The 25,565-nt window shown below is 70.5% G+C and carries 21 protein-coding genes; 6 read left to right on the top strand and 15 right to left on the bottom strand.

Annotated elements, in window-relative coordinates; genetic code table 11:
- Window positions 1-152: 152 nt before the first annotated feature.
- Window positions 153-1,664: a vWA domain-containing protein gene (locus OIE13_RS04250; protein ID WP_326829557.1), complete on the bottom strand. Its 1,512-nt coding sequence runs from the start codon at window positions 1,662-1,664 to the stop codon at window positions 153-155.
- A gap of 241 nt (window positions 1,665-1,905) precedes the next feature.
- On the opposite strand from OIE13_RS04250, the gene OIE13_RS04245 reads away from it, so the two are divergent.
- Both OIE13_RS04245 and OIE13_RS04240 read left to right on the top strand, forming a co-directional pair.
- Complete coding sequence (locus tag OIE13_RS04245) at window positions 1,906-3,675, top strand: asparagine synthase-related protein (RefSeq protein WP_326829556.1); 1,770 nt, start codon at window positions 1,906-1,908, stop codon at window positions 3,673-3,675.
- A 2,794-nt stretch (window positions 3,676-6,469) separates the two neighbouring features.
- Entirely contained in the window at window positions 6,470-6,928 is a 459-nt protein-coding gene (locus tag OIE13_RS04240) for a serpin family protein (RefSeq protein WP_326829555.1), read from the top strand.
- Between the two features lie 77 nt (window positions 6,929-7,005).
- On the opposite strand, the gene OIE13_RS04235 is transcribed toward OIE13_RS04240, so the two are convergent.
- The 3 genes from OIE13_RS04235 to OIE13_RS04225 form a co-directional block, all read right to left on the bottom strand.
- The gene (locus OIE13_RS04235) at window positions 7,006-7,758 is read right to left on the bottom strand and encodes an SDR family oxidoreductase (RefSeq protein WP_326829554.1); all 753 of its coding nucleotides are present in this window, start codon (window positions 7,756-7,758) and stop codon (window positions 7,006-7,008) included.
- 61 nt (window positions 7,759-7,819) lie between these two features.
- Entirely contained in the window at window positions 7,820-7,981 is a 162-nt protein-coding gene (locus tag OIE13_RS04230; protein ID WP_326829553.1) for a hypothetical protein, read from the bottom strand.
- An 87-nt stretch (window positions 7,982-8,068) separates the two neighbouring features.
- A complete protein-coding gene (locus OIE13_RS04225) occupies window positions 8,069-8,506 on the bottom strand; it encodes an SRPBCC family protein (protein WP_326642692.1) in 438 nt (145 codons plus the stop codon).
- A gap of 373 nt (window positions 8,507-8,879) precedes the next feature.
- On the opposite strand from OIE13_RS04225, the gene OIE13_RS04220 reads away from it, so the two are divergent.
- The 4 genes from OIE13_RS04220 to OIE13_RS04205 all read left to right on the top strand — a co-directional run bounded on the left by OIE13_RS04220 (window position 8,880) and on the right by OIE13_RS04205 (window position 12,926).
- The gene (locus OIE13_RS04220) at window positions 8,880-9,377 is read left to right on the top strand and encodes a hypothetical protein (RefSeq protein ID WP_326829552.1); all 498 of its coding nucleotides are present in this window, start codon (window positions 8,880-8,882) and stop codon (window positions 9,375-9,377) included.
- Window positions 9,378-9,560: 183 nt separating this feature from the next.
- Window positions 9,561-11,135, top strand: coding sequence for an acyl--CoA ligase family protein (locus OIE13_RS04215; protein WP_326829551.1), 1,575 nt, complete (start codon window positions 9,561-9,563; stop codon window positions 11,133-11,135).
- Between the two features lie 138 nt (window positions 11,136-11,273).
- A complete protein-coding gene (locus OIE13_RS04210; protein WP_326829550.1) occupies window positions 11,274-12,053 on the top strand; it encodes an IclR family transcriptional regulator in 780 nt (259 codons plus the stop codon).
- 15 nt (window positions 12,054-12,068) lie between these two features.
- Complete coding sequence (locus OIE13_RS04205) at window positions 12,069-12,926, top strand: fumarylacetoacetate hydrolase family protein (RefSeq protein WP_326829549.1); 858 nt, start codon at window positions 12,069-12,071, stop codon at window positions 12,924-12,926.
- Here the strand turns inward: OIE13_RS04205 and OIE13_RS04200 are convergent.
- Genes OIE13_RS04200 through OIE13_RS04150 form a run of 11 tightly spaced genes read right to left on the bottom strand, consistent with a single transcriptional unit; the run spans window position 12,908 to window position 25,477 of the window.
- The gene (locus tag OIE13_RS04200; protein ID WP_326829548.1) at window positions 12,908-13,807 is read right to left on the bottom strand and encodes an aldo/keto reductase; all 900 of its coding nucleotides are present in this window, start codon (window positions 13,805-13,807) and stop codon (window positions 12,908-12,910) included. The two genes, OIE13_RS04205 and OIE13_RS04200, sit on opposite strands and share 19 nt — an antisense overlap.
- Window positions 13,804-14,586 carry a hypothetical protein gene (locus OIE13_RS04195; protein WP_326829547.1) on the bottom strand — a complete coding sequence of 261 codons (783 nt, stop codon included), beginning with the start codon at window positions 14,584-14,586 and terminating at the stop codon, window positions 13,804-13,806. Before OIE13_RS04195 ends, OIE13_RS04200 begins: the two co-directional genes overlap by 4 nt.
- A gap of 1 nt (window position 14,587) precedes the next feature.
- Entirely contained in the window at window positions 14,588-15,532 is a 945-nt protein-coding gene (locus tag OIE13_RS04190) for a zinc-dependent alcohol dehydrogenase (protein WP_326829546.1), read from the bottom strand.
- Between the two features lie 4 nt (window positions 15,533-15,536).
- Entirely contained in the window at window positions 15,537-16,466 is a 930-nt protein-coding gene (locus tag OIE13_RS04185; RefSeq protein WP_326829545.1) for an NAD(P)-dependent oxidoreductase, read from the bottom strand.
- Window positions 16,463-17,299, bottom strand: coding sequence for an SDR family NAD(P)-dependent oxidoreductase (locus tag OIE13_RS04180; protein WP_326829544.1), 837 nt, complete (start codon window positions 17,297-17,299; stop codon window positions 16,463-16,465). The genes OIE13_RS04185 and OIE13_RS04180 overlap by 4 nt, the downstream gene beginning before the upstream one ends.
- A 38-nt stretch (window positions 17,300-17,337) precedes the next feature.
- Window positions 17,338-18,939, bottom strand: coding sequence for an ABC transporter substrate-binding protein (locus tag OIE13_RS04175; RefSeq protein WP_326829543.1), 1,602 nt, complete (start codon window positions 18,937-18,939; stop codon window positions 17,338-17,340).
- Between the two features lie 38 nt (window positions 18,940-18,977).
- Complete coding sequence (locus tag OIE13_RS04170; RefSeq protein WP_326829542.1) at window positions 18,978-19,937, bottom strand: ABC transporter ATP-binding protein; 960 nt, start codon at window positions 19,935-19,937, stop codon at window positions 18,978-18,980.
- Window positions 19,934-20,944 carry an ABC transporter ATP-binding protein gene (locus OIE13_RS04165; protein WP_326829541.1) on the bottom strand — a complete coding sequence of 337 codons (1,011 nt, stop codon included), beginning with the start codon at window positions 20,942-20,944 and terminating at the stop codon, window positions 19,934-19,936. The genes OIE13_RS04170 and OIE13_RS04165 overlap by 4 nt, the downstream gene beginning before the upstream one ends.
- Complete coding sequence (locus OIE13_RS04160; RefSeq protein WP_326829540.1) at window positions 20,941-21,813, bottom strand: ABC transporter permease; 873 nt, start codon at window positions 21,811-21,813, stop codon at window positions 20,941-20,943. The genes OIE13_RS04165 and OIE13_RS04160 overlap by 4 nt, the downstream gene beginning before the upstream one ends.
- On the bottom strand, window positions 21,810-22,805 hold the full coding sequence (locus tag OIE13_RS04155) for an ABC transporter permease (RefSeq protein ID WP_326642719.1): 996 nt from the start codon (window positions 22,803-22,805) through the stop codon (window positions 21,810-21,812). The genes OIE13_RS04160 and OIE13_RS04155 overlap by 4 nt, the downstream gene beginning before the upstream one ends.
- A complete protein-coding gene (locus tag OIE13_RS04150) occupies window positions 22,802-25,477 on the bottom strand; it encodes a family 78 glycoside hydrolase catalytic domain (protein ID WP_326642721.1) in 2,676 nt (891 codons plus the stop codon). Before OIE13_RS04150 ends, OIE13_RS04155 begins: the two co-directional genes overlap by 4 nt.
- Between the last annotated feature and the right edge of the window lie 88 nt (window positions 25,478-25,565).

Here is a 25,565-nt window from a genome sequence, read left to right as displayed (position 1 = left end):
ACCGAATGTCGCCGGGCCCGGCCCGGCGTCCACGCCAGTGTATAGGAAATCACCCCACACCCTGTAACCGCCGGGGCGGCCCGCCCACGGGTGCCTGCTCGCCTCGGGCGGCGGGGCGCGCACGGGCGGCGCGGGCACGCACGGGCGAGGGCCTACCGTAGCGACATGGCCCTCTCGATCAGCGTGGCGAGCTCGGTCACCGCGGGATCCTCGGTGGACGCGGCCAGGCGGGTTGCGTGGGCGGCGAGGTCCTTGGGCGCCGCTCCGGCGATCCCCTCACCCGTGCGGAGATATTCGGCGAAGCCCGCGGCCACCACGTCAACCTGAAACCTCGATGCGGACTCCCGCCACAGCGAGGCCGCCAGGTCACCGGCCGCGAGGGAGCGACTGGCCTCGGCGGGGTCGCGGGTGTCGGGGTCCTGCCAGCGTACAGTGGCGGTGGCCAGCTGACCCGACGCCCCACCGCGCAGCCGCACCTCGTACAGGGCGGTCACCGAGTGACCGGGACCGACCTCGCCGCCGTCCTTGGCATCGTCACGGAAGTCCTCGGTCGCGAGCTGCCGGTTCTCGTAGCCGATCAGACGGTACGACTCCACGACCGAGGGGTTGAACACAACCTGCGCCTTGGCGTCGCGGGCACGCAGGTCGAGGTTGGTGGCGAGCTGCTCGACGAAGACCTTGCGCGCGTCGTCGACGGAGCTGACGTAGACCGCGGCACCGTCCCCGTTGTCGGCGAGCTGCTCCATCAGCCGGTCGCCGTAGTCGCGGCCGACGCCGACGCACAGCAGGGTGATCTTCTTGCCGGCGGCATCCTCGACCCGGTCGAGGATGCCCTGCCAGGTGGTGTCGCCGACGTTGGCCAGTCCGTCGGAGAGCAGGATGACGCGGTTGACCGCCACCGCCCTGAAGCTCTCCGCGGCCTCGGCGTAACCGCTGGTCAACCCCGCCTCCAGGTTCGTCGACTGCCCTATGGCGAGGCGCTCGACGGCGGCGTGGAGCCGGTCCCTGTCAGTTGCCGGGGTCATGGACAGGACCGTGTCCGCCCGGTCGCTGAAAGCCACGACAGCGACCTGATCGCCGGGCCCGAGCTGGTCGACGAGCTTGTGCAGGGCCTCCCTGACCAGGTCGAGCCTGCCGGGCTCGCTCATGGAACCGGACACGTCCACCACGAAGGTGAGGTTCGCCGGACGCCGGGCCTCCGCGGCCGCCCTGCGGGTCTGCAGGCCGACGCGGAGCAGCGCGGTGCCGTTCTTTGGGGTACGAGCGCCGTCCATGTGCACGGTGAAGCCGTCGTCGTCCGGCTCCCTGTAGTCCTGCGCGAAGGAGTTGACGAACTCCTCGGGCCTGACCTGGCCCGGCTCCGGCAGCCCGCCATCCTGGAGGAGCCGCCTGCTGTAGCCGTACGAGGCGGTGTCCACGTCGAGTGCGAAGGTGGAGATCTGCTCGGTGGCGGTGTCACGTTGCCTGGTGGCGACGGCCTCGGGGGCCTCAACCTCGGCGGTGTCCCGGTCACCGGTTTCGGCGAGGGTGGGCTGCGGGACCGGCTTGCCGGATTCGGGCATCGGCTGGCCGGCGGATCCTGCCCCGTCCGAGGACCCGCCGCAGGCGGCGGCGGACAGCAGGGCGATCACGACGAGTGCGGTGGCAAGCGGGCGTGACTTCATGTCGCCTCCTAGGGATGCATGTCACCCCCTACGACGGCTCCTTCCATCCACCCGCCGGGAGCTTGACCCAAGCGAGCGCAAACCGTGTTCGGCACGTGATCAGGGCTTCCAGGCCGGATCCCGTCCGCTGAACCCGAGCGCCCGCTCGAACGGCGAGGCGTCCGGATCTCGTTCACGGCGGCCATGCTGTCCGGCCGATCTCCTAACTGTCTTGAAAAAACGCGACATAGGATCCTGCACCATGCGCGTGTACCTCGGCCTCGCGGCCAAACACCCGGGAGCCGGAATACCGGAGACGATGCTGCATCGTGTCAGGAGCGCGATCGACAGCGCGTTCCCCGTACCGCCGGAGGTCATCCGGTCACGCGAGTGGCGCCGCCCCGGCGTCACCCTGTTCGCCTGGACCAACGAGCCTGACGACTCGCGGCAGCCCCCTCCGCTGGTGACCGGGCACGACCGGGTGACCGGGGTGAACGGCTATCTGGCCGCACCGGACGAGGTGAACCGGCTGGCGGGCATGACCACACTGGACACCGAGGCGGTCGGCGGGTGCTTCTCGGTGTTCCGGGCGACGGAGGACGAGCTGTCGGCCGCCACCGCGATCCACCGGGTCTGCCCGGTCTACCACGCCGAGACACCCGACGTACACGTGATCGGCAGCCGGGCGCTCCTGGTTCACCTCGCCTGCGGCGAGCGCGTCGACTGGGACGTGCTCGCGCTGCAGTCGATGGTCCGGCAGGGATACTTCCTGTCCGACGAGACGCCCTACCTCGGGGTGAGCGCGCTACCGCCGTCCTCGTCGGTGACCGTCAGGGGCGGCGCCCGTACGATCACCACGACCCCGCTCCCGACGGCCGTGCCGGTGCCGGAGTCGCGCAGACGAAAGAAGGAGCTCGTCGGAGAGCTGGCCGACGCGCTACTGGCCACCGTGGAGCCGCTGCGCGCGGCCGGTGAACCGGTGAACCTCGCGCTCACCGGTGGCAGGGACAGCCGCCTGATCGCCGCGGTGCTGCACGCGGCCGGCATCCCGCTGCGCGCGACCACCAACGGCCTGGACACCCACCCCGACGTGATCCTCTCCGGGCGCGTCGCCAGGGCACTCCGCATCGAGCACACGGTCATCCCTCCGGCCCGTGCCGAGAAGAAGGACGCGATCGTCGTCGAGCACCCGCTCGCGCGGGCCTACGAGACGTTGCGCACCTGCGAGGGGATGACATCGGCGTACGAGTCGGTCGTCGGCTACCTCCCCTACAGCGCCAGGCCGACCATGTCCGGGCAGAGCGGCGAGATCCTGCGGGCCGGCGGCCTGCTGCTACTCCAGTCCGACCTGGGGGAGAAAGCGCTGCGTCGCCGGGTGGACGTGACCTTCCTGCGGGATCCGGCGCTGTTCAGCGAGGCGGCCAACGAGCACGCCCGCGAGCTGGCCGGGCCGTGGCGAGAGCGGGCTCCGCTTGAGGCGCTCGACCACATGTACGTCACCTACAAGGTCGGCCGCTGGCACGCGGGGTCGCGGGCGGGTTCGCTGCGCCGGGGCGACCAGATCTGGCCGTTCCTCGACAACCGGGTGGTCCGCGCCGCACTGGGCCTCGACCAGACCTGGCGGCTGTCGGAGGAGGTCATCTACGAGCTCCTCGGCGTCCTGGCCCCGTCGCTCAGGGACATCCCGATCGAGGGCAAGCCGTGGCGGTTCACCGCCGGGAAGCGGTACTACCCCTGGCAGCGCAGACCACAGGTGCTGACCGCGCCGAAAACCGGCGGCGGTGGCTGGAACTGGCGGACCAGCCCCGGCGCGGAGCTGACCGGCCTGATGCGTGACCACGTCCTGGGCCGCCTCGACCTGCTGACGCCCATCGTCAACCCCGACGAGGTTCGCACGCTGTTCGCCGAGCCCATCCTCAAGAAGCCCAACCAGGCCTGGCATCTCTACACGGTGGCCACCATGCTGGGTGGAGACTATCCCGGCAAGGAGCCGAAGGGCCTGCCCAGGATCCACATCCCCATCCCGTCCTGACCTCCTCCCCACGGCTGAAGCCGGGGAAGACCACGCCTTACCGACTCCGTTCCCCGACTCGTTTTCGATCTTCGCAACCCGCGTGTCCGGTGCCGGGCAATGTGCACCTCCCACTCGGCCTATAGCCGGGCGTTCCGCGCCCCGGTGTCGCCCTGCCACGCGAGCCCACTTTCCACCTCCGTCTCGTAATCATAAAAGCTTCGCCCCATTCAGGCCGAGAATCTCCCAGCCGCGCATATCGCGCAACGTCACGCGTACGACGCACGAAGATCATGTATGACGGACACTTCTCGACGATGGAGCGTATTCCGCGAGCGGGCGTTTTCAACGGCGACGACGACGGCTCCGACCTCGACTCACAGCCGGTTCTGGACGGCGTCGAGAGCTGCGTCCAACCACAGTCTAGCCACCCTATTATCCGACTTTGGTGAATATGATTCACTTATCCAATTAATTAGCACAACAAGTATATTGAGCTTTTATGTGGTGATTCAATTTTACAGAAAGCAAAGAAACGCGCACCCCTTATCAAGCTTCCACGCCTGATTCGACCGACGCTTCTCCCGCCACCCCTTAAGCTTCCCAAGAATGGCCGCAAAGCGTTTTCTCTGAATGCAACAGGAGAGACAACGCACGTGTCTATTTTCATGAAACGGACCCTTGCGGGCGGCGCGCTCGCCGGGGCCGTCCTTCTTCTGCACTCCCCTGTCCCAGTTTCAGCTGATTCGCAACTTCCGACTTCGGCGCAGGCTCGTCACGAGATCATCGAATCCGCCAGGGGGGCACAGGTTGACCCCTGTCTTCTGGCGATTTCCACTATTTGCACGAACTTCGTCTCCATCCCCGGACTAGTCACCGCACGCGACGTCTCCAGCACCAAGGCAATCATCCAGGGTGCGTTGCAGCCGACCACGAGCGGTTCGGCTTACATCCCGCTGTGCAAGTGGCTGGGCCTGCCGACCTTCCTATGCCGGATTCCTGATGGAGTCCAGGGCCCTGCTGGACCCGTAGGCCCCAGAGGCCCGGTGGGGCCACGAGGTCCCGCTGGCGCAACCGGACCTGAGGGACCTGAAGGACCTGAAGGACCGACAGGACCGCAAGGACCCGCGGGCGCCGACGGCGCACCCGGACCCGCGGGCGCCGACGGCGCACCCGGACCCGAAGGACCCGCAGGACCACAAGGACCCGAAGGACCAACAGGACCCGCAGGCGCCGACGGCACACCCGGACCCGCGGGCGCCGACGGCGCACCCGGACCCGAAGGACCCGCAGGACCACAAGGACCCGAAGGACCAACAGGACCCGCAGGCGCCGACGGCACACCCGGACCCGCGGGCGCCGACGGCGCACCCGGACCCGAAGGACCCGCAGGACCACAAGGACCCGAAGGACCAACAGGACCCGCAGGCGCCGACGGCACACCCGGACCCGCGGGCGCCGACGGCGCACCCGGACCCGAAGGACCCGCAGGACCACAAGGACCCGAAGGACCAACAGGACCCGCAGGCGCCGACGGCACACCCGGACCCGCGGGCGCCGACGGCGCACCCGGACCCGAAGGACCCGCAGGACCACAAGGACCCGAAGGACCAACAGGACCCGCAGGCGCCGACGGCACACCCGGACCCGCGGGCGCCGACGGCGCACCCGGACCCGAAGGACCCGCAGGACCACAAGGACCCGAAGGACCAACAGGACCCGCAGGCGCCGACGGCACACCCGGACCCGCGGGCGCCGACGGCGCACCCGGACCCGAAGGACCCGCAGGACCACAAGGACCCGAAGGACCAACAGGACCCGCAGGCGCCGACGGCACACCCGGACCCGCGGGCGCCGACGGCGCACCCGGACCCGAAGGACCCGCAGGACCACAAGGACCCGAAGGACCAACAGGACCCGCAGGCGCCGACGGCACACCCGGACCGGCAGGCGCCGACGGCGCACCCGGACCCGAAGGACCCGCAGGACCACAAGGACCCGAAGGACCAACAGGACCCGCAGGCGCCGACGGCACACCCGGACCCGCGGGCGCCGACGGCGCACCCGGACCCGAAGGACCCGCAGGACCACAAGGACCCGAAGGACCAACAGGACCCGCAGGCGCCGACGGCACACCCGGACCCGCGGGCGCCGACGGCGCACCCGGACCCGAAGGACCCGCAGGACCACAAGGACCCGAAGGACCAACAGGACCCGCAGGCGCCGACGGCACACCCGGACCGGCAGGCGCCGACGGCGCACCCGGACCCGAAGGACCCGCAGGACCACAAGGACCCGAAGGCCCGCAAGGGCCGCCCGGACCGCCCGGATCGGGAACTTTGAGTACCCCGACGACCAGGCCACCGGCTATCAGGACGCCGATTATCAGGGTGCCGATTATCACTGCCCCGGTCATCTGGACTCCCATGCATGTCTGCGCTCCTATGAAAATCTGCTGAGGTTCTCCAGGGGGTCTCATGGAACAGGTCGATTGACACCTCCCGGCCCAGTGGTTCGCTCCGAAGGTCTCTAGGACCAAGAAAGTGGAGTTCGGGAACGGTTGCGCAGGACAGGTGGCCGTCGACTGACAGATAGAACCGACAGACGGAGAGGTACGGGGCGACAATGTCCCCCGTACCTCTCCGTCTGTCCGCCGAAAGCGGTCTCGTACGGTGTGGCGGCCGTGGTGTGCGCCTTCGGCCTCTGGCGGCTGCTGGGGCCGCCCTCATCGGGGCAGGCGCCTTCGCCGCACTCACCTGACGTCACCCGCCACACCGATGGTGAACCACCGTGCGGCGACATACGTGTTAGAAGCATGCGCCGACTGTTTCCCGCCCTGCTGGCCGTCGCCGTCCTCTCGTCGTGTGCCATGGCCGAGCCCAACGTGATCACCGCGGAGGGGGTGCGGCGGGAGGTCCCGGAGAACCCTCCGGTCGCGGAGACCGTACGTGGTCTGACGTCCTTCGGACACGCCCTGTTCGCCGCGACCGCGAGCCCCGGCGCCAACGCGGTCCTGTCGCCCCTGAGCATCGGTTACGCCTTCGGCCTGGCGAGGGCGGGTGCCTCCAAGGACACCGCGACCGAGCTCGACAGGGTCTTCGGCTTCCCCTCAGCAGGACCGCACACCTCGCTCAACGCGCTCACCAGGCAGATCATCACGACCGAGGACCCGCCACCCCATCCTGTCCCGGGCTTCGCCTTCGCGATCGTCCACCGGCCGACGCTGACCCCGCTGTTCATCGGTCAGGTCGGCGACCCCACCGCCGGGAACTGAGCCCGGTCGAGCCGGGGCAGGCGGGCCGGACGTCGATGATCACGTCCTCAACGAGTCGACGAAACACGCCATTCCGGTCAGCCAGCGGTCGGGGTCCTCGGCTTTGCGCTGGACGAAGCCGGCGACCTCGGGGGCGGGAAGATATGGAACCGCTCGGCGGCGAGGCCGTCGACCACCGTGTCGGCCACGGCCTCCGGGTCGAGGATGGGTCCCGACGCGCCCGCCGCCCTCGCGCTGAGATGGTCCTCGGCGATGCCTCGCTCGAACATGGCGGTGCGCACGCTCTGCGGGCAGAGCACGCTGACCTTGACGCCCCTGGTCGTGTAGTGGATGGACACCCACTCGGCGAAGGAGATCGCCGCCGACTTGGTCACGGCGTAGGGGGCGTCTCCGGGACAGCTCACCAGCCCGGCGGCCGAACAGGTGTTGAGCAGGTAGCCCTCGCCGCGCTCGACCATGCCGGGCATGACCGCGCGTGCCGCGTAGACGTGGGCGAGGACGTTCACCGCGATCGTCCGGGTCCAGTCCGAGGTCGTGGCGTCGAGCCCGCGACCGGTGGTGACGCCTGCGTTGGAGCAGAACAGCCCGATCGGGCCGAAGGCGCTCTCGGCGGTGGTGACCAGGCCGCGCACATCCTCCTCGACCGACACATCCGCCCGTACCGCGACCGCCTGGTCACCGATCTCCTTGGCCACCGCGGTCGCACCAGCCGCGTCGAGGTCGGCCACGACCACGCCGATGGCCCCCTCGGCGGCGAACCTGCGGGCCATCGCCCGGCCGATCCCGCTCGAGGCCCCGGTCACCACCACGACCTTGTCCCGCACCCGCATGCAAGCTCCCTCGAAGCGACCAGCCGGTCTCTGGGAACCTATTCCTACCCGTCAGTAGCCGTCAACGGCGGCGCAGCACGAAGACACCCCAGCCGAGGTGTCTCCTGCCGTACTCGACATGCGAGCGGCGGCAGCGCTCCAGGAAGTCGCGCACCTCCTCGACGTCGGCATCGTCGGGGTTGTCACGCAGCCAGTCACTCAGCGTCCACCACTGGCTCGCCACGTAACGGTCCCAGCTGTCCTGATCGGCGCCCTGAAGGATCTCGGCCTCACCTTGCGCCAGGTCCGTTCGATCCTGGATGAGTGACGGTCACGCGCGCGCGATGACCAGGTCGTTGAGGCGGCGGACGTCCTGCTGGAGCTTGTGCCTGAGCCCGCGTCTGAGAAAGGGGACACGCAGGCGCTGCAGGCCGCGGAGCCTGATCCTGAGGTGAACGGTCACCAGGCACCGGTCGCCGGCCAGCGGCACGACCGACCTGCCGCCCTCGGCGTCGATCCCCGAGATCATCCGCCAGGCGAACTCCGTCCCGGGAACCACCGAGGTCACCACGCTGCCGGTGTGGTGGACACGGCCTCCGAAAGTGATGGATTCGTCCGCGGTGGTGCCCGGGACGACGAGGCCCGGCGGGTCCGGTGCCATGGTGGTCACGCCCGCGCGCCATCGGGGGTCCTGGCCGAAGTCGGCGATGATCCGCCATATCTCAGCCGCCGGATGTGCCATCTCGATCGACACGTTCAGGTCGATCACAGCTCGTACACGATCCCTGTAAGGCGCTCGGACCTCGCCCGCAGCCGGGTCCAGGCGGCGACGGCGTGCGAGCCGGCACTGGAACGGATCTCTCCGGGGGCGGTCAGAGACGTCGGCCTCCGTCCAACGGCTACCGGTCATTGCCGCTCTTTTCCAATAAGCGATTAGTCGGCAAACCATATCGAGTCTGCATTTGTTATGAATGTTGACTAAAAGAGAGAATCGGCGTCGACCTGACGAGCGTCCCGGTCACCGCGGACCGGCCGTGCCTGCTTCGGCGCCTTCCTGCTCTTGGGCACCTCGTTTCCCGGCCGCTCGTCCGCTTCGGTCGATCGGTGATCAACAGGTCCTGGAAGTCACTATCGTCACAACCATGGAGCAACTGGCGTTCACCTCGACCACCCTGGTCAACTTCAAGGACAGGACCTACCGCTGGGTGGACGTGAAGCACTTCCGTATCGCCTCCGGACAGGACGACGAACCGCTGCTCACCGCACTGCTCTCCCACCAGCTGTACCGGGACGACTACCTTGGCTCCGACTCCTGGAAGGGCGACGGGTCGGTGCACGGCCCCTACCGCCTCGACTCGCTCTCGGCCGCCTCCTTCGAGGACGTCGACACGGAAACCGCCTCCGCCACGATCCGTACCTGGGCCGACAGATACACCGATCTCCCCGAGGCCGTCGCCCACGATCTGGAGACCGAGGTCTACCGGCTGATCCGCGCGGCCACCTCCCGCTACCGCCTCCGCGACCTCGACGAGGCGGCCCGCGACGACGACCTGGGATGGATCCTCGGCGAGTTCCACGAACTCGTCCTGATCGACCGGAGCGAGGGCTCCCTGGCCGTCATCGTCGCCTCCGACGACTGACCCGGCCCCGCCTTTCCCGGAGGGCGCGAGGGCGCCCAGGTCCCCTGCTCTCCGAACAGTCCACGAGCACCGCGGGATCCTCTCACGACGCCCTTGAAAAGTTCACATATATGAACAGCTTGACAGCATATGGAACCCGACTGACAATGGGCCGCGACGTCCGGCAAGAGAGGTGGAGTTGTCGTGTCGACTCATGTCAGTCAGACGCCCGGCGCGGGCATCGCCGCCGGCCTGAGTTTCGATGCCCTCACCCCGACGGCCTTCCTCGACCGGGCCGCGGCGGTCCACGCCGACCGCACAGCGGTGATCGACGGGCCGCTCCGGCTGACCTACCGCGAGCTGCACCTGCGGTGCCTGCGCCAGGCGGGCGCGCTCGCCGGTCTGGGCGTGCGGCCGGGCGACCGCGTCGCCGTGCTCGCCGCCAACACCCCGCTGCTGCTGGAGTCGCATTTCGGCGTGCTGTACGCGGGGGCGGTGCTGGTCACCCTCAACATCAGGCTCTCCGCCGAGGAACTGCGTCACATCATCCGGCACGCGGGCGCCCGGCTGCTGCTGTTCGATCCCGAGTTCGCCGAACTCGCCGCGGCGGTCGCCGAACCGCTGGAGGACCTGAGAGTCGTGGACCCGGGAGAGTACGAGGCGCTGCGCGCCGACGCCGCGCCGCACCGGGTGCCCGTGACGGACGAGCGCGCACTGATGGCCCTGAACTACACCAGCGGAACCACGGGTCCCCCCAAAGGGGTCATGTACCACCACCGGGGCGCCTACCTCCAGGCCCTGGCGATGGTCGGTCACTTCCGCCTCACATCGGAGGCGGTCTTCCTCTGGACGCTGCCGATGTTCCACTGCAACGGCTGGGCGTTCCCCTGGGCGGTCACGGCCGCCGGCGGCGTCCACGTCTGCCTGCGCAAAGTCGACCCACCCCGGGTGTGGCAGCTGATCGCCGCCGAGCGGGTCACCATGCTGTGCGCCGCACCCACCGTGCTGATCTCCCTGGTCGAGGCCGCCCCCGCGGCGTTCGACGGCCACCGGGTGACGGTCGCGGTCGGCGGCGCGCCACCGTCGCCCACCCTGCTCCAGGGCTGCGCCCGGGTCGGCTTCGACGTCACCCACCTGTACGGCCTGACCGAGACGTTCGGCCCGGCGGCCATCTGCGACTGGCGGCCGGAGTGGTCGGCCCTGCCCGCCGACGAGCAGGCGCCGCTGCGCGCCCGCCAGGGCGTCTCGAACCTGGTGTCGTCCGCGATGCGCGTCCTCGACGCCGATGGCCTGGACGTGCCGTGGGACGGGGAGACGATCGGCGAGGTCGCGCTGCGGGGCAACACGGTGATGCTCGGCTACTACCGGGACGAGAAGGCCACCCGGGCCGCCGCGCCCGACGGCTGGTTCCGCACCGGCGACCTCGGCGTGCTGCATCCGGACGGCTACCTGCAACTGCGCGACCGCGCCAAGGACATCATCATCTCCGGCGGAGAGAACATCTCCTCGATCGAGGTCGAAGCGGCCCTGGCCGGCCATCCGGCAGTCCTGGAGGCGGCGGTGGTCGGCGTTCCCGACGATCGCTGGGGCGAGCGCCCGGTGGCCTTCGTGACCCTGCGCCCCGGCGCGCAGACCTCGGCGGAGGAGCTGCGCGCGTACGTGCGCGGCCGGCTCGCCGCATTCAAGACACCGGACCGGATCGAGTTCGGGGAGCTGCCCAAGACGTCCTCCGGCAAGATCCGAAAGGTGCTGTTGCGGGCCCGTGCCGATGTCGGCTAGCGCCGCCGGCCGGGAGCGTGGCCCCCCACACGGGGCGGTCGGCCGGACCTTTCCTGGCTTCTCCCTGTGCGTCAGCGAACCGAGTAAGGTACCACTGACCGAACCCCGGTTTACCTACATGAATGGCCTTCCATTGTTATGAACCCACTTGTCAAGTCGGCAGACCGTACCCTCGCGATTCTGGATCTGCTGACCGACCATCGCGACGGCCTGACCCTGACCGAGATCCAGCGCCGGCTGGAGATCCCGAAAAGCAGCACCTACACGCTGCTCGTCACGATGGTCACCCGAGGGTTCCTGGAACAGGACGCCGAGACGCGACGCTTCCGCGTCGGCATCCGGCTGTGGCAGGCGGGCCAGAGCTACGTCGCGGTCTCCGATCTGGAGCAGGCGGCGCTGCCGTACATGGAGACGCTGCGGGACACCTTGAACGAGACCGTCCAGCTGGCCACGCTCGACGGTACGGACAACGTCTACATCGCCAAGGTCGACCCCGACCACCAGCTGCGGCTCGCTTCCCGCGTCGGCGTCCGCCTGCCGGCCTACGCCACCGGGATCGGCAAGGCCCTGCTCGGCCAGCTCGACGACGAGGAGATCCGGGAACGGTTCGCCGAGATCCGCTTCGTCCAGTACACCCCGCAGACCATCATGTCGCTGCCCCAGCTGCTCGCCGCCGTACGCGAGGTGCGCGAGAACGGCTACGCGACCGACAACTCCGAATACACCCCCGGCGTGTTCTGCATCGCCGCCTCCTTCAGCGGCCACCGGGGCGGCAGCCGCGCCGCGATCAGCGTCTCGATCCCCGAGATGCGCAAGACGCCGGCGCTCATCGCCACGACCATCGACAACGTCCGCTCCACCGCTCACCAGCTCTCGCTGCGCATGGGCTACCAGGACGGCGCGAGCGGCAACGCATAAGGCATAAGGACTGACATGGAACTCTTCCGGTTCGGCCCCGCCGGGTCAGAACGCCCCGGCGTACGGCACGAAGGCCGCGAATACCACCTCACCTCGCTGACCGCCGACCTTGACGGCGCGTTCTTCGCGGCCGACGGCATCGAGCGGGTCGCCACCGCCCTGGCCGCGGGCGAGCTCGCGGAGGCCGACACGGCCGGGCAGCGGATCGGGTCGCCCATCGCGCGACCGGCCGCCGTGGTGTGCATCGGGATGAACTACGCCGCCCACGCGGCCGAGTCCGGCGCGGCCCCCCCGGAGCAGCCCGTGGTCTTCCTGAAGCACCCGGGCTGCGTGGTCGGCCCGGACGACGAGGTGATCCTCCCTCCCGGCTCGGTCAAGACCGACTGGGAGGTCGAGCTCGCCGTGGTGATGAAGCGCACGCCACGCTATCTGAGTGACCCGTCCGAGGCCCTCGACTACGTGGCGGGCTACGCGCTCTCCAACGACCTGTCGGAGCGGGCGTTCCAGCTTGAGGTGTCGGGCGGGCAGTGGTCCAAGGGCAAGTGCGCCGAGACGTTCAACCCGCTCGGCCCGGTGCTGCGCCCCACGGCCGAACTCCGGCCCGACCGGCTGCGGCTGCGTTCCTGGGTCAACGGCGAGCCGCGGCAGGACTCAAGCACCGCTGACATGATCTTCTCGGTGCCCGAGCTCATCGTGCATCTGAGCCACCACATGCTGCTGCTGCCCGGCGACGTCATCAGTACCGGCACCCCCGAGGGCGTCGGTCTCTCCGGTCGCTTCCCGTACCTCAAGGCCGGCGACGTGGTGAGCATGGAGATCGACGGGCTGGGCCGGCAGGAGCAGAAGGTGGTGGACTACCAGCCCGCCCCCTGAGTCGGCGGCTCCGCCCGGTCCAGCGACCGCAGCTCCTCCTCGCTCAGGACGAGCCCGGCCCCGCGTACGGCGGCGGCGACGCTGGCCGGGCGCCCGGCGCCCACGACGGGAACGATCATCGGGGACTGGGCCAGCAGCCAGGCGATGGCCACCTCGTGCGCGCTCACGCCACGCGCCAGCGCGATCTCGCCAAGGGCGGGCAGGCGGCCGGCCAGGCCGCGCGCCCCGGCGGGCCCGCCGAACGGCGAGTAGGCGAGGTAGGCGATGCCGTGCGCGGTGCAGTGGTCCAGCACCGCGCGATCGGCGCGGTCCAGCACGGAGAAGCGGTTCTGCACCGCGTCGACCCGGGTCCGCGCGGTGGCCTCCCGCAGCTGAACGAGCCCGACGTTGCAGACCCCGAGGAGCTCGACGAGACCTTCCTCGCGCAGCCGGGCCAGCGCGCCGACGCTGTCGGCGATCGGCACCTCCGGATCGGGCCAGTGCAACTGGTACAGGTCGATCCGCGGGACGCCGAGCGCGGCGAGGCTGCCCAGGCAGTGCCGCCGCAGGGTCTCCGGCCGGGCGTCGACCGGGAATCCGCCACTCGGGTCGCGCCAGTGCCCGCCCTTGGTGGCCACCAGGACCGAGGAGCCGCGCGGGTGAGCGGCCAGGCCCCGCGCGATCAGCTCCTCGTTGTGGCTGCGCCCGGGACGCGAGGCCGGGACGTAGGCGGGCGCGGTGTCCACCAGCGTCACCCCGGCGTCGACGGCGGCGTGCAGCGTCGCGAGCGCGGCTGCCTCGTCCGGCTCCGCGGCCAGGGACCAGCGGGCGCCGCCCAGCCCGACCGGGCCGACCTGGCGCGATCCGATCAGCCGGGGCTTCGGCGGGCGGATCCCGGTCACGAACCGGGGACCGCCGCGACGACACCGTCCGGGTAGCGGGTGAGCTGGTCGGCGTCGTAGAGGGTCAGCGGCACGTCGGCCACCCTGCGGACCCGCTCGTGGGCCGCCATCGCCTCGTAGATGTTCTCGCAGATCCCGATGGGATGGTCGGTGTCGAGGTTGCGGCGGGTGAAGTAGGCGTCGGTCACCGTGACCACGCCCGCCGTGCTGTCGATCTCGACGGCCATGGAGGCCCGGTGGTGCGAGCCGGTCCACCAGGTACGGATCCCCGGCACCACCTCGTCCTCGTCTGCGAGCAGCCGGACCCGGTCCCACGCGTCGTGGGTGAGATAACTCAGCACGTGCGGCGGCAGGCAGGACCAGCGGTCGTCGTGCGGGTGCCGCTTGGCACGGTGGAAGTGGGTCCAACCACGCTCGGTCAGGCAGAACCGCGCGTTCGGGAACAGCGGGATGTTCGAGGTGGTGTAGAGCTGCAACGGCGTCAGCAGGACGTGGGTGACCTCCTTCAGCGCGACCCCGTGCGCGGCCAGCTGGTCGGGCAGCCACTGGCCCTGCTCGCGCCGCATCGCCGCGCGCTCGCCGAGAAAACCGGCCCACTGTTCGTTCATCGGGCCGAGGTCCTCGGCCGGTCCCGTGCCGATGAGCGCGGTGACCCCTTCGCCCTGGATCAGCACGGCCTGAAAGGCCAGCCGGTACCACTGGTCCCAGTCCGACATCCAGTACACCTCTGGACCCGGCACGTCTCCGTCGCCCAGATGAAGCAGGCGTACACCGAACATCTCACTCCTCTCCCCATGGGCGCAGCAGCGCCTTGACGACATCCTGGCGGCCCGTCATCAGCTCACCGAAGATGGCCGCGCCGTCGGCCAGGTCGAAACAGGACGTCCAGTCCAGCGCGATCTCCTCGGCGAGTTTCACCGCGTGGGCGAACTCGGCCGCCGTGTAGCAGTACGAACCGACGACGTGCTTCTCCTCGCGAACGATCTGCTGCCCGTCGAAGGCGGCGTCGCTGCTGAGCAGCCCCACCCACACGGCCGTGCCACCCGGGCGCAGGTGCTGCACCGACATACGGTGCGTCGCCGCCGCGCCGACGGCGTCCACGACGATGTCGAACTCACCCTGAAGAGACGTGGTGACGGCGGTCGCGCCCAGGCGCCCGGCCACCTCCAGCCGCTCCCTCGACAGGTCGCAGACCACCACCTGGTCGGAGAACCGCCTGGCCACGAGCATGGAGACCAGGCCGATCGTGCCGGCGCCCAGCACGGCGACGCGGGCGCCCTCGGCCGGACGGGCCAGGTTCAGCGCGTGCACGCCGTTGGCCAGCGGCTCGATCACCGCCGCCGTCTCGAACGACATGGACGGCGCGAGCGGATGCAGGGCCTTCTCCGGCACGGAGACGTACTCGGCGAACGCCCCCGGCCGGTGGATGCCCAGGATCGCTCGCTCGCGGCAGAGATGGTCGCGGCCCATCAGGCACAGGTCGCACGCCCCGCAGCTGAGCAGGGGGTTGACCGTTACCCGACGGCCGTCGGGAGTGGTCCCGGCGAACTCGTGGCCCATGATCAGCGGTGGCCGCCGGAAGCCGCTGTCCCGGATGCCGTGCAACTCGCTGCCGCAGATGCCGACCGCGCGGACCTTGACCAGGACCTCACCGTCGACCGGCGGAGGATCCTGGACATCGAGCAGTTCGACGGTGCTCGGCTTGGTGAAGACGAGAGCGCGCATCGTCTCAGCCCGCCGCCGTCAGCAGGTCACGCATGATCTCGGCGGCCCGCCGCTGAAGCATCGGCAGCGACCGCGTCGAAAGGTAGGCGACATGCGGGGTCACCAGCACGCGGTCGTGCCCGGCCAGCTCCGCCGAGATCCCGGACGGCGGCTCCCCGGCCAGTACGTCCAGCGAGGCGAAGCCCAGCGTGCCCGCCTCCAGTGCGGCCAGCAGCACGGCCTCCTCCACCAGGGCACCCCTGGCGGTGTTCACCAGATGCCCGGCCGGGCCGAGCGCGTCGAGCACCGCCCGGCCGACGACGCCGCGGGTCTGCTCGGTCGAGGGCACGTGCAGCGTGAGGTGGTTGACGGCCGCGGCCAGGCCGGACAGCGTCGCGTGCCCGGTGACGTCGGAGGGCAGGTCGGTGACGTATGGATCCCACACGTGCACCGGGAAGCCGAGTGCGGTGGCGCGCCGGGCGACCTCACGGCCGATCCGCCCGAACCCGGCGATGCCGACCGGGTCCTCGCCGGGGGGCAGCGGCGCGGCGATGCCCTCGGTGGTCCATCCCCTGACGGTGTAGGACCGGCTCGCCGCGGTGAGCCTGCGGTTGTGGGCGTAGACCGACGCGACCGCGTGGTCGGCCACCTCGGCCAGGCAGTAGTCGTCCACGTTGCGGACCTCGATGCCCAGCCGGGCGGCGGCGGCCAGGTCGATGTTGTCCAGGCCGATCCCGTACCGCACGACCGCGCGCAGCCGGGGCAGCCCCGAAAGGACCCGCTCGGTCAGCGGCGCCCACTGCACCAGCAGGCCGTCGGCGTCCGCGCCGGCCTTGAGCACCTCCTCCTCGGTCCTGGCGTCGTGGTGGCTCACCTCGAAGACGGGGACCAGGACGTCGCGCTCGATGGAGCCGTCCCCCAGGTTGGTGTCGGTGATGACGATGTGCGTGTTCAACGCGGGTCCCTCGAATCGCTGTCGGTGCGCGTCGCCGGAGCGGATCCGGCGAAGCTGGAGTCCTCGCCCAGGCCCTCGGGGCCCATGGCCAGATAGCCGCCGTCCACGGGCAGTTCCACGCCGGTGATGAAGCTGGCGTCGCTGGAGCACAGGAAGGCGATGGCGCGGGCCACCTCGTCCGGCTCGCCCAGGCGGCGCAGCAGGTGGAAGCGGCCCCAGACCGGTTCCCAGGCGGCCCGGTCGCCGTGCGCGGCCCGGCTCACCTCGGGCGTCCAGATCCATCCCGGGCTGACCGCGTTGACCCGGATGCCGTCCGGGGCGAGATCCATCGCCATGCACTTGGTCAGCGTCAGGATGGCGCCCTTGGTGGCGTTGTAGGTCCACCGCGCGGGCTGGGCGACGTGGGCGGAGACGCTGGCGGTGTTGACGATCGCGCCCGCCTCGGAGCGGGCCAGCAGCGGATGCGCCGCCTGCACCACGTTGCTGATGCCCTGCACGTTGACCCGGAGCACCCGGTCCCACTCCGGCGGTGTCACGTCCAGACCCCGGGCCAGGAAGTTCACGGCGCAGTTGACCACCGCGTCCAGGCGGCCGTGCGCGGCCCCGATGCCGGCGACGGCGCGCCGTACCGCCTCGTCGTCACCGACGTCTACCACCTCGGCGGTGGCCGTGCCGCCCGCCCGCTCGATCGCCTCGCAAGTGGCGGCCAGGCCCGCCTCGTCGACGTCGAATCCGACCACGTGCATGCCCCGCGCGGCGAAGCGCAGGGCCGTGGCCGCGCCGATGCCCGACGCGGCGCCGGTCACGACGCCGACACGATCCGTCCAGTCCATGATTGTTCTGCCTTTCGGTCAGGCGTCAGGTCGCGAGGTCAGCCCGACACCCACGCGTTCAGGAAGCTCGGCACGCTGTAGCGCAGCCGGCCCGGCTCGTCGAGGTCGACGCTGTGCACCCGCTTGGACCAGATGAAGCCGATCGGCGCGCTGGTCGTCCACACCCACGGGAGCCGGCTGGTCAGGACGGCGTCCGCCTCGTTCCACAGCTTCTTCTGCTCCTCCGGACTCCCGGTGACGCGGGCCGCTTCGGCCTTCTCGTCGAAGGCGGCGTCCTTGAACCCACCGGTGTTCAGATCGCCGCTCGAGTGCAGGAACCGGTACGGCAGCAGGTCCGGGGTGAGGAAACCGGCCATCGTCCAGCAGATCGACTCGTACTTCTTGCCGAAGAACTGCGCCAGCCAGGCGGAACCCTCCAGCGCGTCCAGCTTCACGTCGAACCCGGCCGCCTTGAGCTGGGAGACGATGACGTCGGTGGCCGCCCTGGCGTTGTTGCAGGTGTAGGTGAAGGAGGCCTTCTTACCGGTCTCCGTCTCGTACGCCTTGATCAGCTCCTTGGCCCCCGCGAGGTCGTACTCCGGGTTGGCCTCGGCGCCGTGGAAGGGGTTGCCCTCGGGGAAGAGGCTGACGGCGGGCTTGCCCAGGCCCTCGGTGGCCAGGTCGACGATCTCCTGGCGGTTGAGCGCCTTCGACACCGCCTGGCGTATCCGCTGGTCGTCGAAGGGAGGCCTGGTCACGTTGAGGATGATGCTGTCCTGGTCGCCGCCGACGCCCTGGACGAAGTTGACCTGGGTGTTCGCCTTGGCCGTCTTCATCAGCGTCGAGGAGGTGGTCGCCATCAGGTCGGCGTCCCCGGCCAGCAGCGCCTGGTAGGCGCTCTGCGGGTCGGCGATGGTCTTGACCAGGACCTTGTCCAGGTAGGCCTGCTTGTTCTTGTTCCAGTAGTTGGGGTTGCGGACCAGTTCCACCGGGCTGCCCGGCGACCACGACTGGAGCTTGTACGGCCCGACCCCGGCGGCGTGCGCGGTGTAGTCGTCGCCGTACTGCTTCAACGCCGTCGGAGAGGCCACGTACCCGGCGGTGCCGGAGCCGTCGTAGGCGAACACGTACGGCAGGTTGCTGAAGGGCTGCTTCATCTTGATGACGACCGTGCTGTCGTCCTTGGCCTCGACCGAGTCGATGGAGGACAGCAGCGCCGCCGCGGTCGAGCCCTCGGCCCTGTTCCGGTCGAGGTTGAACTTCACCGCCTCGGCGTTGAAGGGCGTTCCGTCGCTGAACTGGACGCCCGTGGGCAGCGTCATCTCCCAGCTCATCTGGTCATCGCTCTCGACCAGCGACTTGGCCAGGTTCGGCTCCGGCCGATCGCCGATCTTCGGCACCGCCATCAGCGTGTCGTAGACCGCCGAGCCGATCAGCGCCATCGTGTTGGCCGAGCCCTTGGAGGGGTCGAGGGTGGTCAGGTCCACCCCGCCGACGACGGTCAGGGTTCCCCCGGCCTTCGGGGCGGCGTCGGTGGCGGCGGGGGCGCCGGGCGTGGTGCCGCCCTGCACCGTGCAGGCGGCCAGGGTGATCGCCGTGGCGGGCGCGAGGAGGAGGACGATCGCCCTGCCCACGCGGCTACCCCGATATGGGACGCGCATTGCGTTGCCTTCTTTCTCAGGGACTGATGAAGCTGTTGTCAGCGGACGGCGGGCTCGAACGGGTGGTAGCAGGCGACCTCGTGCCGTGGGGACAACTCGTCCAGCGCGGGCGGAGCGGCCGTGCAGGCAGAGGTGACGGACGGGCACAGCTCGGCGAAGCGGCAGCCGGGCAGGAGCCGGCCGTCCACGTCGTCGGTCCCGGTCCTGGTACGGATCCGGGGCGCGGGGTCGGCGGTCAGATCCAGTGACGGCACGGCGTCCTGGAGGGCGACCGAGTAGGGGTGGCGTGGCCTGTTGGCGATGTCCGGCGCGGCACCCTGCTCGACCACCCGCCCGGCGTACATCACGGCGGTCCGGTCACACAGGGACGCGACGACGCCCAGGTCGTGGGAGATGAACAGCATGGCCAGGCCCTGCTCGGTGCGCAGTTCGGCCAGCAGTTCCAGGATCTGCGCCTGGATGGAGACGTCCAGCGCGGAGACCGGCTCGTCGCAGACGAGCACCTCGGGCCGCAGGATCGTGGCCCGGGCGATCGCGGCCCGCTGGCACTGGCCTCCGGAGACCTCGTTCGGGCGGCGGACCGCCATCTGCTCGGTGACGCCGACCCGGTCGAGCTCGGCCAGCGCCCGCGCGCGCCGTTCCTTCGAGGTGCCCTGGCCGTGCACCCGCAGCGGCTCGGCGACCGAGTCGAGCAGCGACCTCTTCGGGTTGAACGACGCGGCCGGATTCTGGAAGATCGCCTGCACCGACGCCCGCAGCCGCCGCTCGTGGACGCTCACGGGCGTGCCGTGCAGCGTCAACCGGCCGCCGCTCAGCGGGACCAGGCCGAGCATCGCCCGTGCCGTGGTGGACTTCCCGCAGCCGGACTCCCCGACCAGGCCGAGGATCTCCCCTCGGTAGAGCCGCACGGAGACCCCCGAGACGGCTTCGGGCTGGCCGCTGCCGTACCGCACGGAGCCGTTCTCCAGCGTGAAGATCGGCTGCTTCTGTTCCGTCATCGGCTCGCCTTTCCTGGGTGCCAGCAGGCGTACTCGTGGCCGGGGACGTCGCCGAGCGCGAGCAGCGGCGGCTGCTCGTCGCGGCAGTGTGGCGAGGCGTGCCCGCACCTGGGCCCGAACCGGCAGCCGGGTGGCGGGTCCAGCAGGTTGGGCGGCTGCCCCGGAATCGGCCGCGGCAGGGACTGCTCCGCCGCGCGGTGCTGCGGGATCGCGGCCATGAGGGAGCTGGTGTAGTGCATGCTCGGCCGGGCGAAGACGGCCCGCACCGGCCCTCGCTCGGCGATCCGCCCGGCGTACATCACGGCGACATGGTCGGTGTGGCGGCCGACGACGCCGAGATCGTGGCTGACCATCACCAGCCCGATCCCGAAGCTCGCGCACAGCTCGTCGAACAGGTCGAGGATGCGGGCCTGCACGGTGACGTCCAGCGCGGTGGTCGGCTCGTCGGCGAACAGCAGCTTGGGCCGGCAGGCGACGGCCATCGCGATGGCCACCCGCTGGCGCATTCCGCCGGACAGCTCATGAGCGCGGGCGTGGACGCGCCGGGCGGCCTGCGGGATGCCCACGGTCTCCAGCAGCTCGACCGCCCGAGCCGCGGCCTGGCGGCGAGTCACCCGGGGGTCTCGGCGGACCGCCTCGGCGATCTGCTCGCCGATCGGGGTGATCGGGTGCAGCGCGCTCAGCGGATCCTGGAAGACCATGGCGACCTCGCGTCCCCACAGCGCCCGGCGGCGGCGCTCGCCGAGATCCAGCACCGAATGTCCGGCGATCACGATCTGACCGCTGATCCGGGCCGTGCCCGATCGGGTGAGCCCCATCGCGGTGCGGGCCAGCACGCTCTTGCCCGAACCCGACTCCCCGACGATGCCCAGGCGTTCGCCGTAGCCGAGTTCGAGACTCACATGGTCGACCGCACGGACCGTCCCGGCGGCGGTCGGGAACTCCACGACCAGGTCCCGGATGCTCAGCAGCGTGTCGTTGACGGTGGAGGTCACAGTGGAGGTCATCGCACACCTGCCGTCGTGGCGTCGGAACGGGACAGGAAGCGGTCGGCGATCAGGTTCAGGCCGAGAATGGTCAGCAGCATGAACATCGACGGCACCGCGACCAGGCGCGGATCCTCGCTGATGAAGATCCGGCCGCTGTTGATCATGCTTCCCCAGGAGGGTTGCTCCGGTGGCACGCCCATCCCCAGGAAGCTCAGGCCGCCCTCGATGAGGATCGCCGAGCCCACGCTGACCAGCGCGTACGCCAGGACGGGCTGGAGGATGTTGGGCAGCACGTCGCGCACCACGATCGACCACGTCCGGGTGCCGATCACCTGACTCGCCTCCACGTACTCCCGGCCGGCCACCGACATCGTCTGCGCCTTGGCCAGCCGGACGAACACCGGCGTCATCGGCACCAGGATCGCGATCATCACGTTGCCGACCGAGGCCCCGAGGAACGAGGCCAGCGCCAATGCCAGCACCAGCCCGGGGAAGGCGAGGATCACGTCCACCACGAAGGAGACGACCGCGTCCACCCGGCCCTTCAGGTAGCCCGCGAGCATGCCGAGCGGCACCCCGATGACGGCGGCCGCGGCGACCGAGCCGAACCCGATCCCGAGCGAGATCTGCGCCCCGGACAGAGCACGGGCGAGCAGGTCGCGACCGTAGTTGTCGGTGCCGAGCCAGTGCTGGGCGGAGGGACCGCCAAGGCGCTCGGTCGCCGACATGGTCTCGGTGTCGAGCTGGAGGAACAGCGGCAGCGCCAGCGCGGCGAGGGCGAGGAGCCCGAGCCAGGTCAGCGACAGCGCGTCGGTCAGCCGCCAGGCGCGCAACCGCCGGCGCCAGGTGCCGGCGGCGCCCACTGCGGGGAGAAGTCCTGTGCTCACGCGACCGGCACCTCCCGTGCGCGCCTGACCTGGCGGCCCACCGTCCGCGTCTTCCGCAGCCGGGGATCGATGAAGCCGTACAACAGGTCCACGGCCGCGTTGATCAGCACGAACGACGTGGCGGCCACCAGCACGACCCCCTGCACGGTGACGTAGTCGCGGGCGCTGACCGACTGGGCCAGGATCGACCCCAGACCGGGCAGGCTGAACAGGTTCTCGATGATCACGCTCGACCCGATCAGCATGCCGACCACCACGCCGAGTGAGGTGGTGAGCCCGAGCAGGCTGGGCCGGAAGGCGTGCCGCACGGCCATCCGCAGCGGCGAGATCCCTTTGGCACGGGCCACGTTCATGAACTCCTGTCCGTACGTCTCGACGAGGTCGGCCCGCAGTACCCGCTGGTAGAGCGCGGCCGGGCCGGCGGCGAGCGCGAGGGCGGGCAGGAACAACGAGCCGAGGTTCTGCCCCAGTCCGGCGCTGATCGGGATGAAGCCGTTGGCCGGGTAGAGCCCGAGCTTGATCGCGAACACCCAGATCAGCACGAACGCGAGGACGAAGGAGGGCACCGATACGGCCACGAACACCAGCGAGCTGATGCCGCGGTCCACCGCGGTTCCCCGCTTGATCGCGGCGACGGCGGCCAGGGGCACCGCCACCGCGAGCGCGATGATCTGGCTGAGGACGATGAGTTCGACGGTGACCGGGGCCCGTTGGAGGATGATGTCGGCGACCGGCTGCCGGTTGGCGTAGGAGCGGCCGAAGTCGCCCTGCAGGATGTTGCCCAGCCAGCTCACGTAGCGGTCGGCCAGCGGCTGGTCCAGCCCGAGTTCCTGGCGCAGGGCCGCCACCGACTGGGGGGTGCCCGACTCGCCGAGAATCGCCCGGGCCGGGTCTCCCGGCAGCAGGTTGAGGCTCAGGAAGCACAGCATCGACACCACGATCAGCACGGCCGCCAGCCGGGCCAGCCGCAGCACGACCGTCCGCATCCTCATCGCGAACCCAGGTGCACGCGGACCGTGTGGCGGCCGGGGCCGAGCCGGACCTGCCCGATGCCGGCGGTCGCGCCCCCGGCCTCCAGCGCGGCACCGACCGGTGCGTGCACGGTCGCGTACGCGGCGCCGGGCACCTCCAGCTCGTGCTCGACGACCTCGCCGGACCGTTTCCAGTGGCTGCGGATCGGGCCGACCGGGCTGTCGTAGGCGGCCCTGACCCAGTCGAGTTCGCGACTGTAGCGGGCGCGCACGGCGACCTCGCCGGTCCAGGTGGTCTCGGTGGCGTCGATGCCCGCCACGCCCTCGAAGAGGTGGCGGCCGACCGCACCGAGGGCGCAGTGGTTGAAGGAGTTCATCTCGGCAGTGGCCAGCGACCCGTCCGGCTCGATGCCGTTCCACTTCTCCCAGATCGTCGTCGCGCCCTGGCCTACCATGTAGAGCCAGCCGGGCATCTGGTCGCGGAGCAGCAGCCCGGTGGCGAGGTCCGCGTGCCCGTGGGCGCTCAGCACGGGCAGCACGTGCTCGACGCCGTGGATCCCGGCGGTCACGTATCCGATTCGCTCGATGCTCTCGCGGAGCCGGTCGGCCATCGCCCACGCTGCCTCGCCCCGTACCAGGCCGTACCCGACGGCCTGGGCGTAGGCGGTCTGGGTCGCCTCCTTGATGCTGCCGTCCGGCAGCAGGAACGCCTCCAGGTAGGCGGCGCGGATCTGCTCGGCCCTGGCCGCCAGCCGGGCCGCCTCGCCGTCCTCGCCCAGCCAATGGGCGATCTCGGACAGCTGGACGAAGGAACGGTAGCTGTGCCCGGTTCCGACGATCGGCCGGGGCGTGGTCGAGTACGCGCCGGTGTATTCGAACCCGGTGTGCCGCTCCAGCCCGTCGCGCTCGGGCAGGGACAGCCAGTCCCCGAAGTCCGCGCCGGTCTGGTTGACCCGCAGGCCGTCGGGGTTGGCGCGGTCGACGTGGTCGAGGAAGCGCACCATGGGCTCGAACAGGCGCCGCGCGGCGGCCAGCTCGCCGTATCGCTGGACGAGTAGGTGCACCAACCGGATGAAGCCGTCGGACCAGCCTGGCGCGCCCGGTCTCAACGTGCTCGGCGGCACGGCCGGCGCGTAGTTGCGGATGCCCCCGTCGGAGTCCTGGGTGTCGGCCGCGTCCTGTGCGAACTTGGCCACGAACGCGGAGACGTCGAAGTGGTAGGCGGCGGTCGGGGCGATCACACCCGCGTCGCCCAGCCAGCCGTGCCGTTCGTCCCGCTGCGGGCAGTCGGTCGCCGCCTCCAGGAAGTTGTCCCTCACGGTCCACTCCACGTTGCTCGCCAGCCGGGTCAGCCGGTCGTCGGAGCACTCGAACCAGCCTGTCCGGCTGGGCAGCCCGGTGACGGAACGCGCCTCGACCAAGGTCTCCGGCAGCACCTGGTACGCGCCGTACGGCGTCGTCGACGGCAGCCCCCACACCTCGGCGTAGCGGAAACCGTGCATCGTGAACGAGGTCTCCAGGCGGTGCGGTCCCGGGTCGGGAACGGTGTAACGGTCCTCCTGGAAGGCACCGCGCAGATTGTCGCGGTAGACCAGCAGGTCCGGCGTGAGGATCTCGCCGTGCCGCACGATCAGCTCGACCGAGGGCGTGCAGGGCGTGGTGAGCCTGGTCCAGCCGACCAGGTTCTGCCCGAAGTCGAAGATGGCCGGGCCGCGCGTGTGCTCGTGGACCAGCCGGCCGGGGTGCGTCCGGTAACCGGTGATCGAGTCGTGCGGCTGCGGCAGCACCAGTTCGGGTGCCCCGGCGAAGGGCCGGGCCGGGGCCCACGCGCTGTCGTCGAACCCGTTCAGGTGCCAGCCCGCGGGCTCCTGCCGCAGGTCCTGGATCTCGCCGCGCAGCAGGTCGGAGGCCTGGAGCGCGCCGTGCCCGGTACGCCATTCGCCGTCGGTGGCGACGATGGGGACGCCGTCGACCTCCAGCTGCGCCAGGAAGGCCGGTCGGTCGCCGTAGTAGCCGGGCTCGCGGAGCAGGCCGAGGCGTCCCGCGTACCAGCCCTTGGCCAGGACGGCGGTGAGGGTGTTGCGCCCGCGCCGCAGCGCCGCCGTGCCGTCGAAGGTCTGGTGGTGGACGCGGACGGCGTAGTCGGTCCAGCCGGGCCGGTACAGCTCGCCGGAGGTCAGCTCGACGCCGTTGAGCCAGAGGCGGTAGAGGCCGAGCGCGCTCGCGTACACCCGGACCGAGCCCACGTCCTCGACGTCGAACTCGCGCCGCAGGTACGGGCAGGGGTCCCAGCTCTCGCGTGGGAACGCCACCGGCTCGGCACTGATCCACTCAGCCCGCCAGTCGGCGGCCGAGGTCAGCCCGACCTCCCACGACGCGACGTCGCTGGCCAGGGACCGGCCGGAACGATCCAAGGCGGTGACCATCCAGTGCAGCCGCCGGCGCGCGGCGGGCTCCGGCCCGCCGTAGCCCACCCAGGGACGCTCGCCGCCACCCGACCACAGCACCGAACCGTCCCGCAGCGCGCGCTCCGAGACGGCGACGGACACCTCGAAGAACGTGCCGGGATCGATCCCGGCGTCCGGTGCGACCGACCAGGACAGGCGCGGCGGTGTGCCGGGCATCCCCAGCGGGTCGACGCGCCCCCCGGTGCGCAGCGAACTCAACGCCGAGCCTGTCTGCTGCCTCATCATCGCGAACTGCCCTTCTGGTTTACGGCCCTCCGGAATGCGCCTCTGGTAACGCACCGTTCACACGAGCGGAATCGTGCGCCAACTCGCA

This window comes from Streptosporangium sp. NBC_01810 (genome assembly GCF_035917355.1).
Lineage (GTDB): Bacteria > Actinomycetota > Actinomycetes > Streptosporangiales > Streptosporangiaceae > Streptosporangium.
Note: the sequence above shows the minus strand (reverse complement) of the source record. Positions and strands in the feature narration are given on the sequence as shown.

What these genes read in the sequence shown, in the direction of transcription:
- OIE13_RS04250 (WP_326829557.1), bottom strand. Translation starts at nt 1,664, where the DNA reads ATGAAGTCACGCCCGCTTGCCACCGCACTCGTCGTGATCGCCCTGCTG.
- OIE13_RS04245 (WP_326829556.1), top strand. Translation starts at nt 1,906, where the DNA reads ATGCGCGTGTACCTCGGCCTCGCGGCCAAACACCCGGGAGCCGGAATA.
- OIE13_RS04240 (WP_326829555.1), top strand. Translation starts at nt 6,470, where the DNA reads ATGCGCCGACTGTTTCCCGCCCTGCTGGCCGTCGCCGTCCTCTCGTCG.
- OIE13_RS04235 (WP_326829554.1), bottom strand. Translation starts at nt 7,758, where the DNA reads ATGCGGGTGCGGGACAAGGTCGTGGTGGTGACCGGGGCCTCGAGCGGG.
- OIE13_RS04220 (WP_326829552.1), top strand. Translation starts at nt 8,880, where the DNA reads ATGGAGCAACTGGCGTTCACCTCGACCACCCTGGTCAACTTCAAGGAC.
- OIE13_RS04210 (WP_326829550.1), top strand. Translation starts at nt 11,274, where the DNA reads ATGAACCCACTTGTCAAGTCGGCAGACCGTACCCTCGCGATTCTGGAT.
- OIE13_RS04205 (WP_326829549.1), top strand. Translation starts at nt 12,069, where the DNA reads ATGGAACTCTTCCGGTTCGGCCCCGCCGGGTCAGAACGCCCCGGCGTA.
- OIE13_RS04195 (WP_326829547.1), bottom strand. Translation starts at nt 14,586, where the DNA reads ATGTTCGGTGTACGCCTGCTTCATCTGGGCGACGGAGACGTGCCGGGT.
- OIE13_RS04190 (WP_326829546.1), bottom strand. Translation starts at nt 15,532, where the DNA reads ATGCGCGCTCTCGTCTTCACCAAGCCGAGCACCGTCGAACTGCTCGAT.
- OIE13_RS04180 (WP_326829544.1), bottom strand. Translation starts at nt 17,299, where the DNA reads ATGGACTGGACGGATCGTGTCGGCGTCGTGACCGGCGCCGCGTCGGGC.
- OIE13_RS04175 (WP_326829543.1), bottom strand. Translation starts at nt 18,939, where the DNA reads ATGCGCGTCCCATATCGGGGTAGCCGCGTGGGCAGGGCGATCGTCCTC.
- OIE13_RS04170 (WP_326829542.1), bottom strand. Translation starts at nt 19,937, where the DNA reads ATGACGGAACAGAAGCAGCCGATCTTCACGCTGGAGAACGGCTCCGTG.
- OIE13_RS04165 (WP_326829541.1), bottom strand. Translation starts at nt 20,944, where the DNA reads ATGACCTCCACTGTGACCTCCACCGTCAACGACACGCTGCTGAGCATC.
- OIE13_RS04155 (WP_326642719.1), bottom strand. Translation starts at nt 22,805, where the DNA reads ATGAGGATGCGGACGGTCGTGCTGCGGCTGGCCCGGCTGGCGGCCGTG.
- OIE13_RS04150 (WP_326642721.1), bottom strand. Translation starts at nt 25,477, where the DNA reads ATGATGAGGCAGCAGACAGGCTCGGCGTTGAGTTCGCTGCGCACCGGG.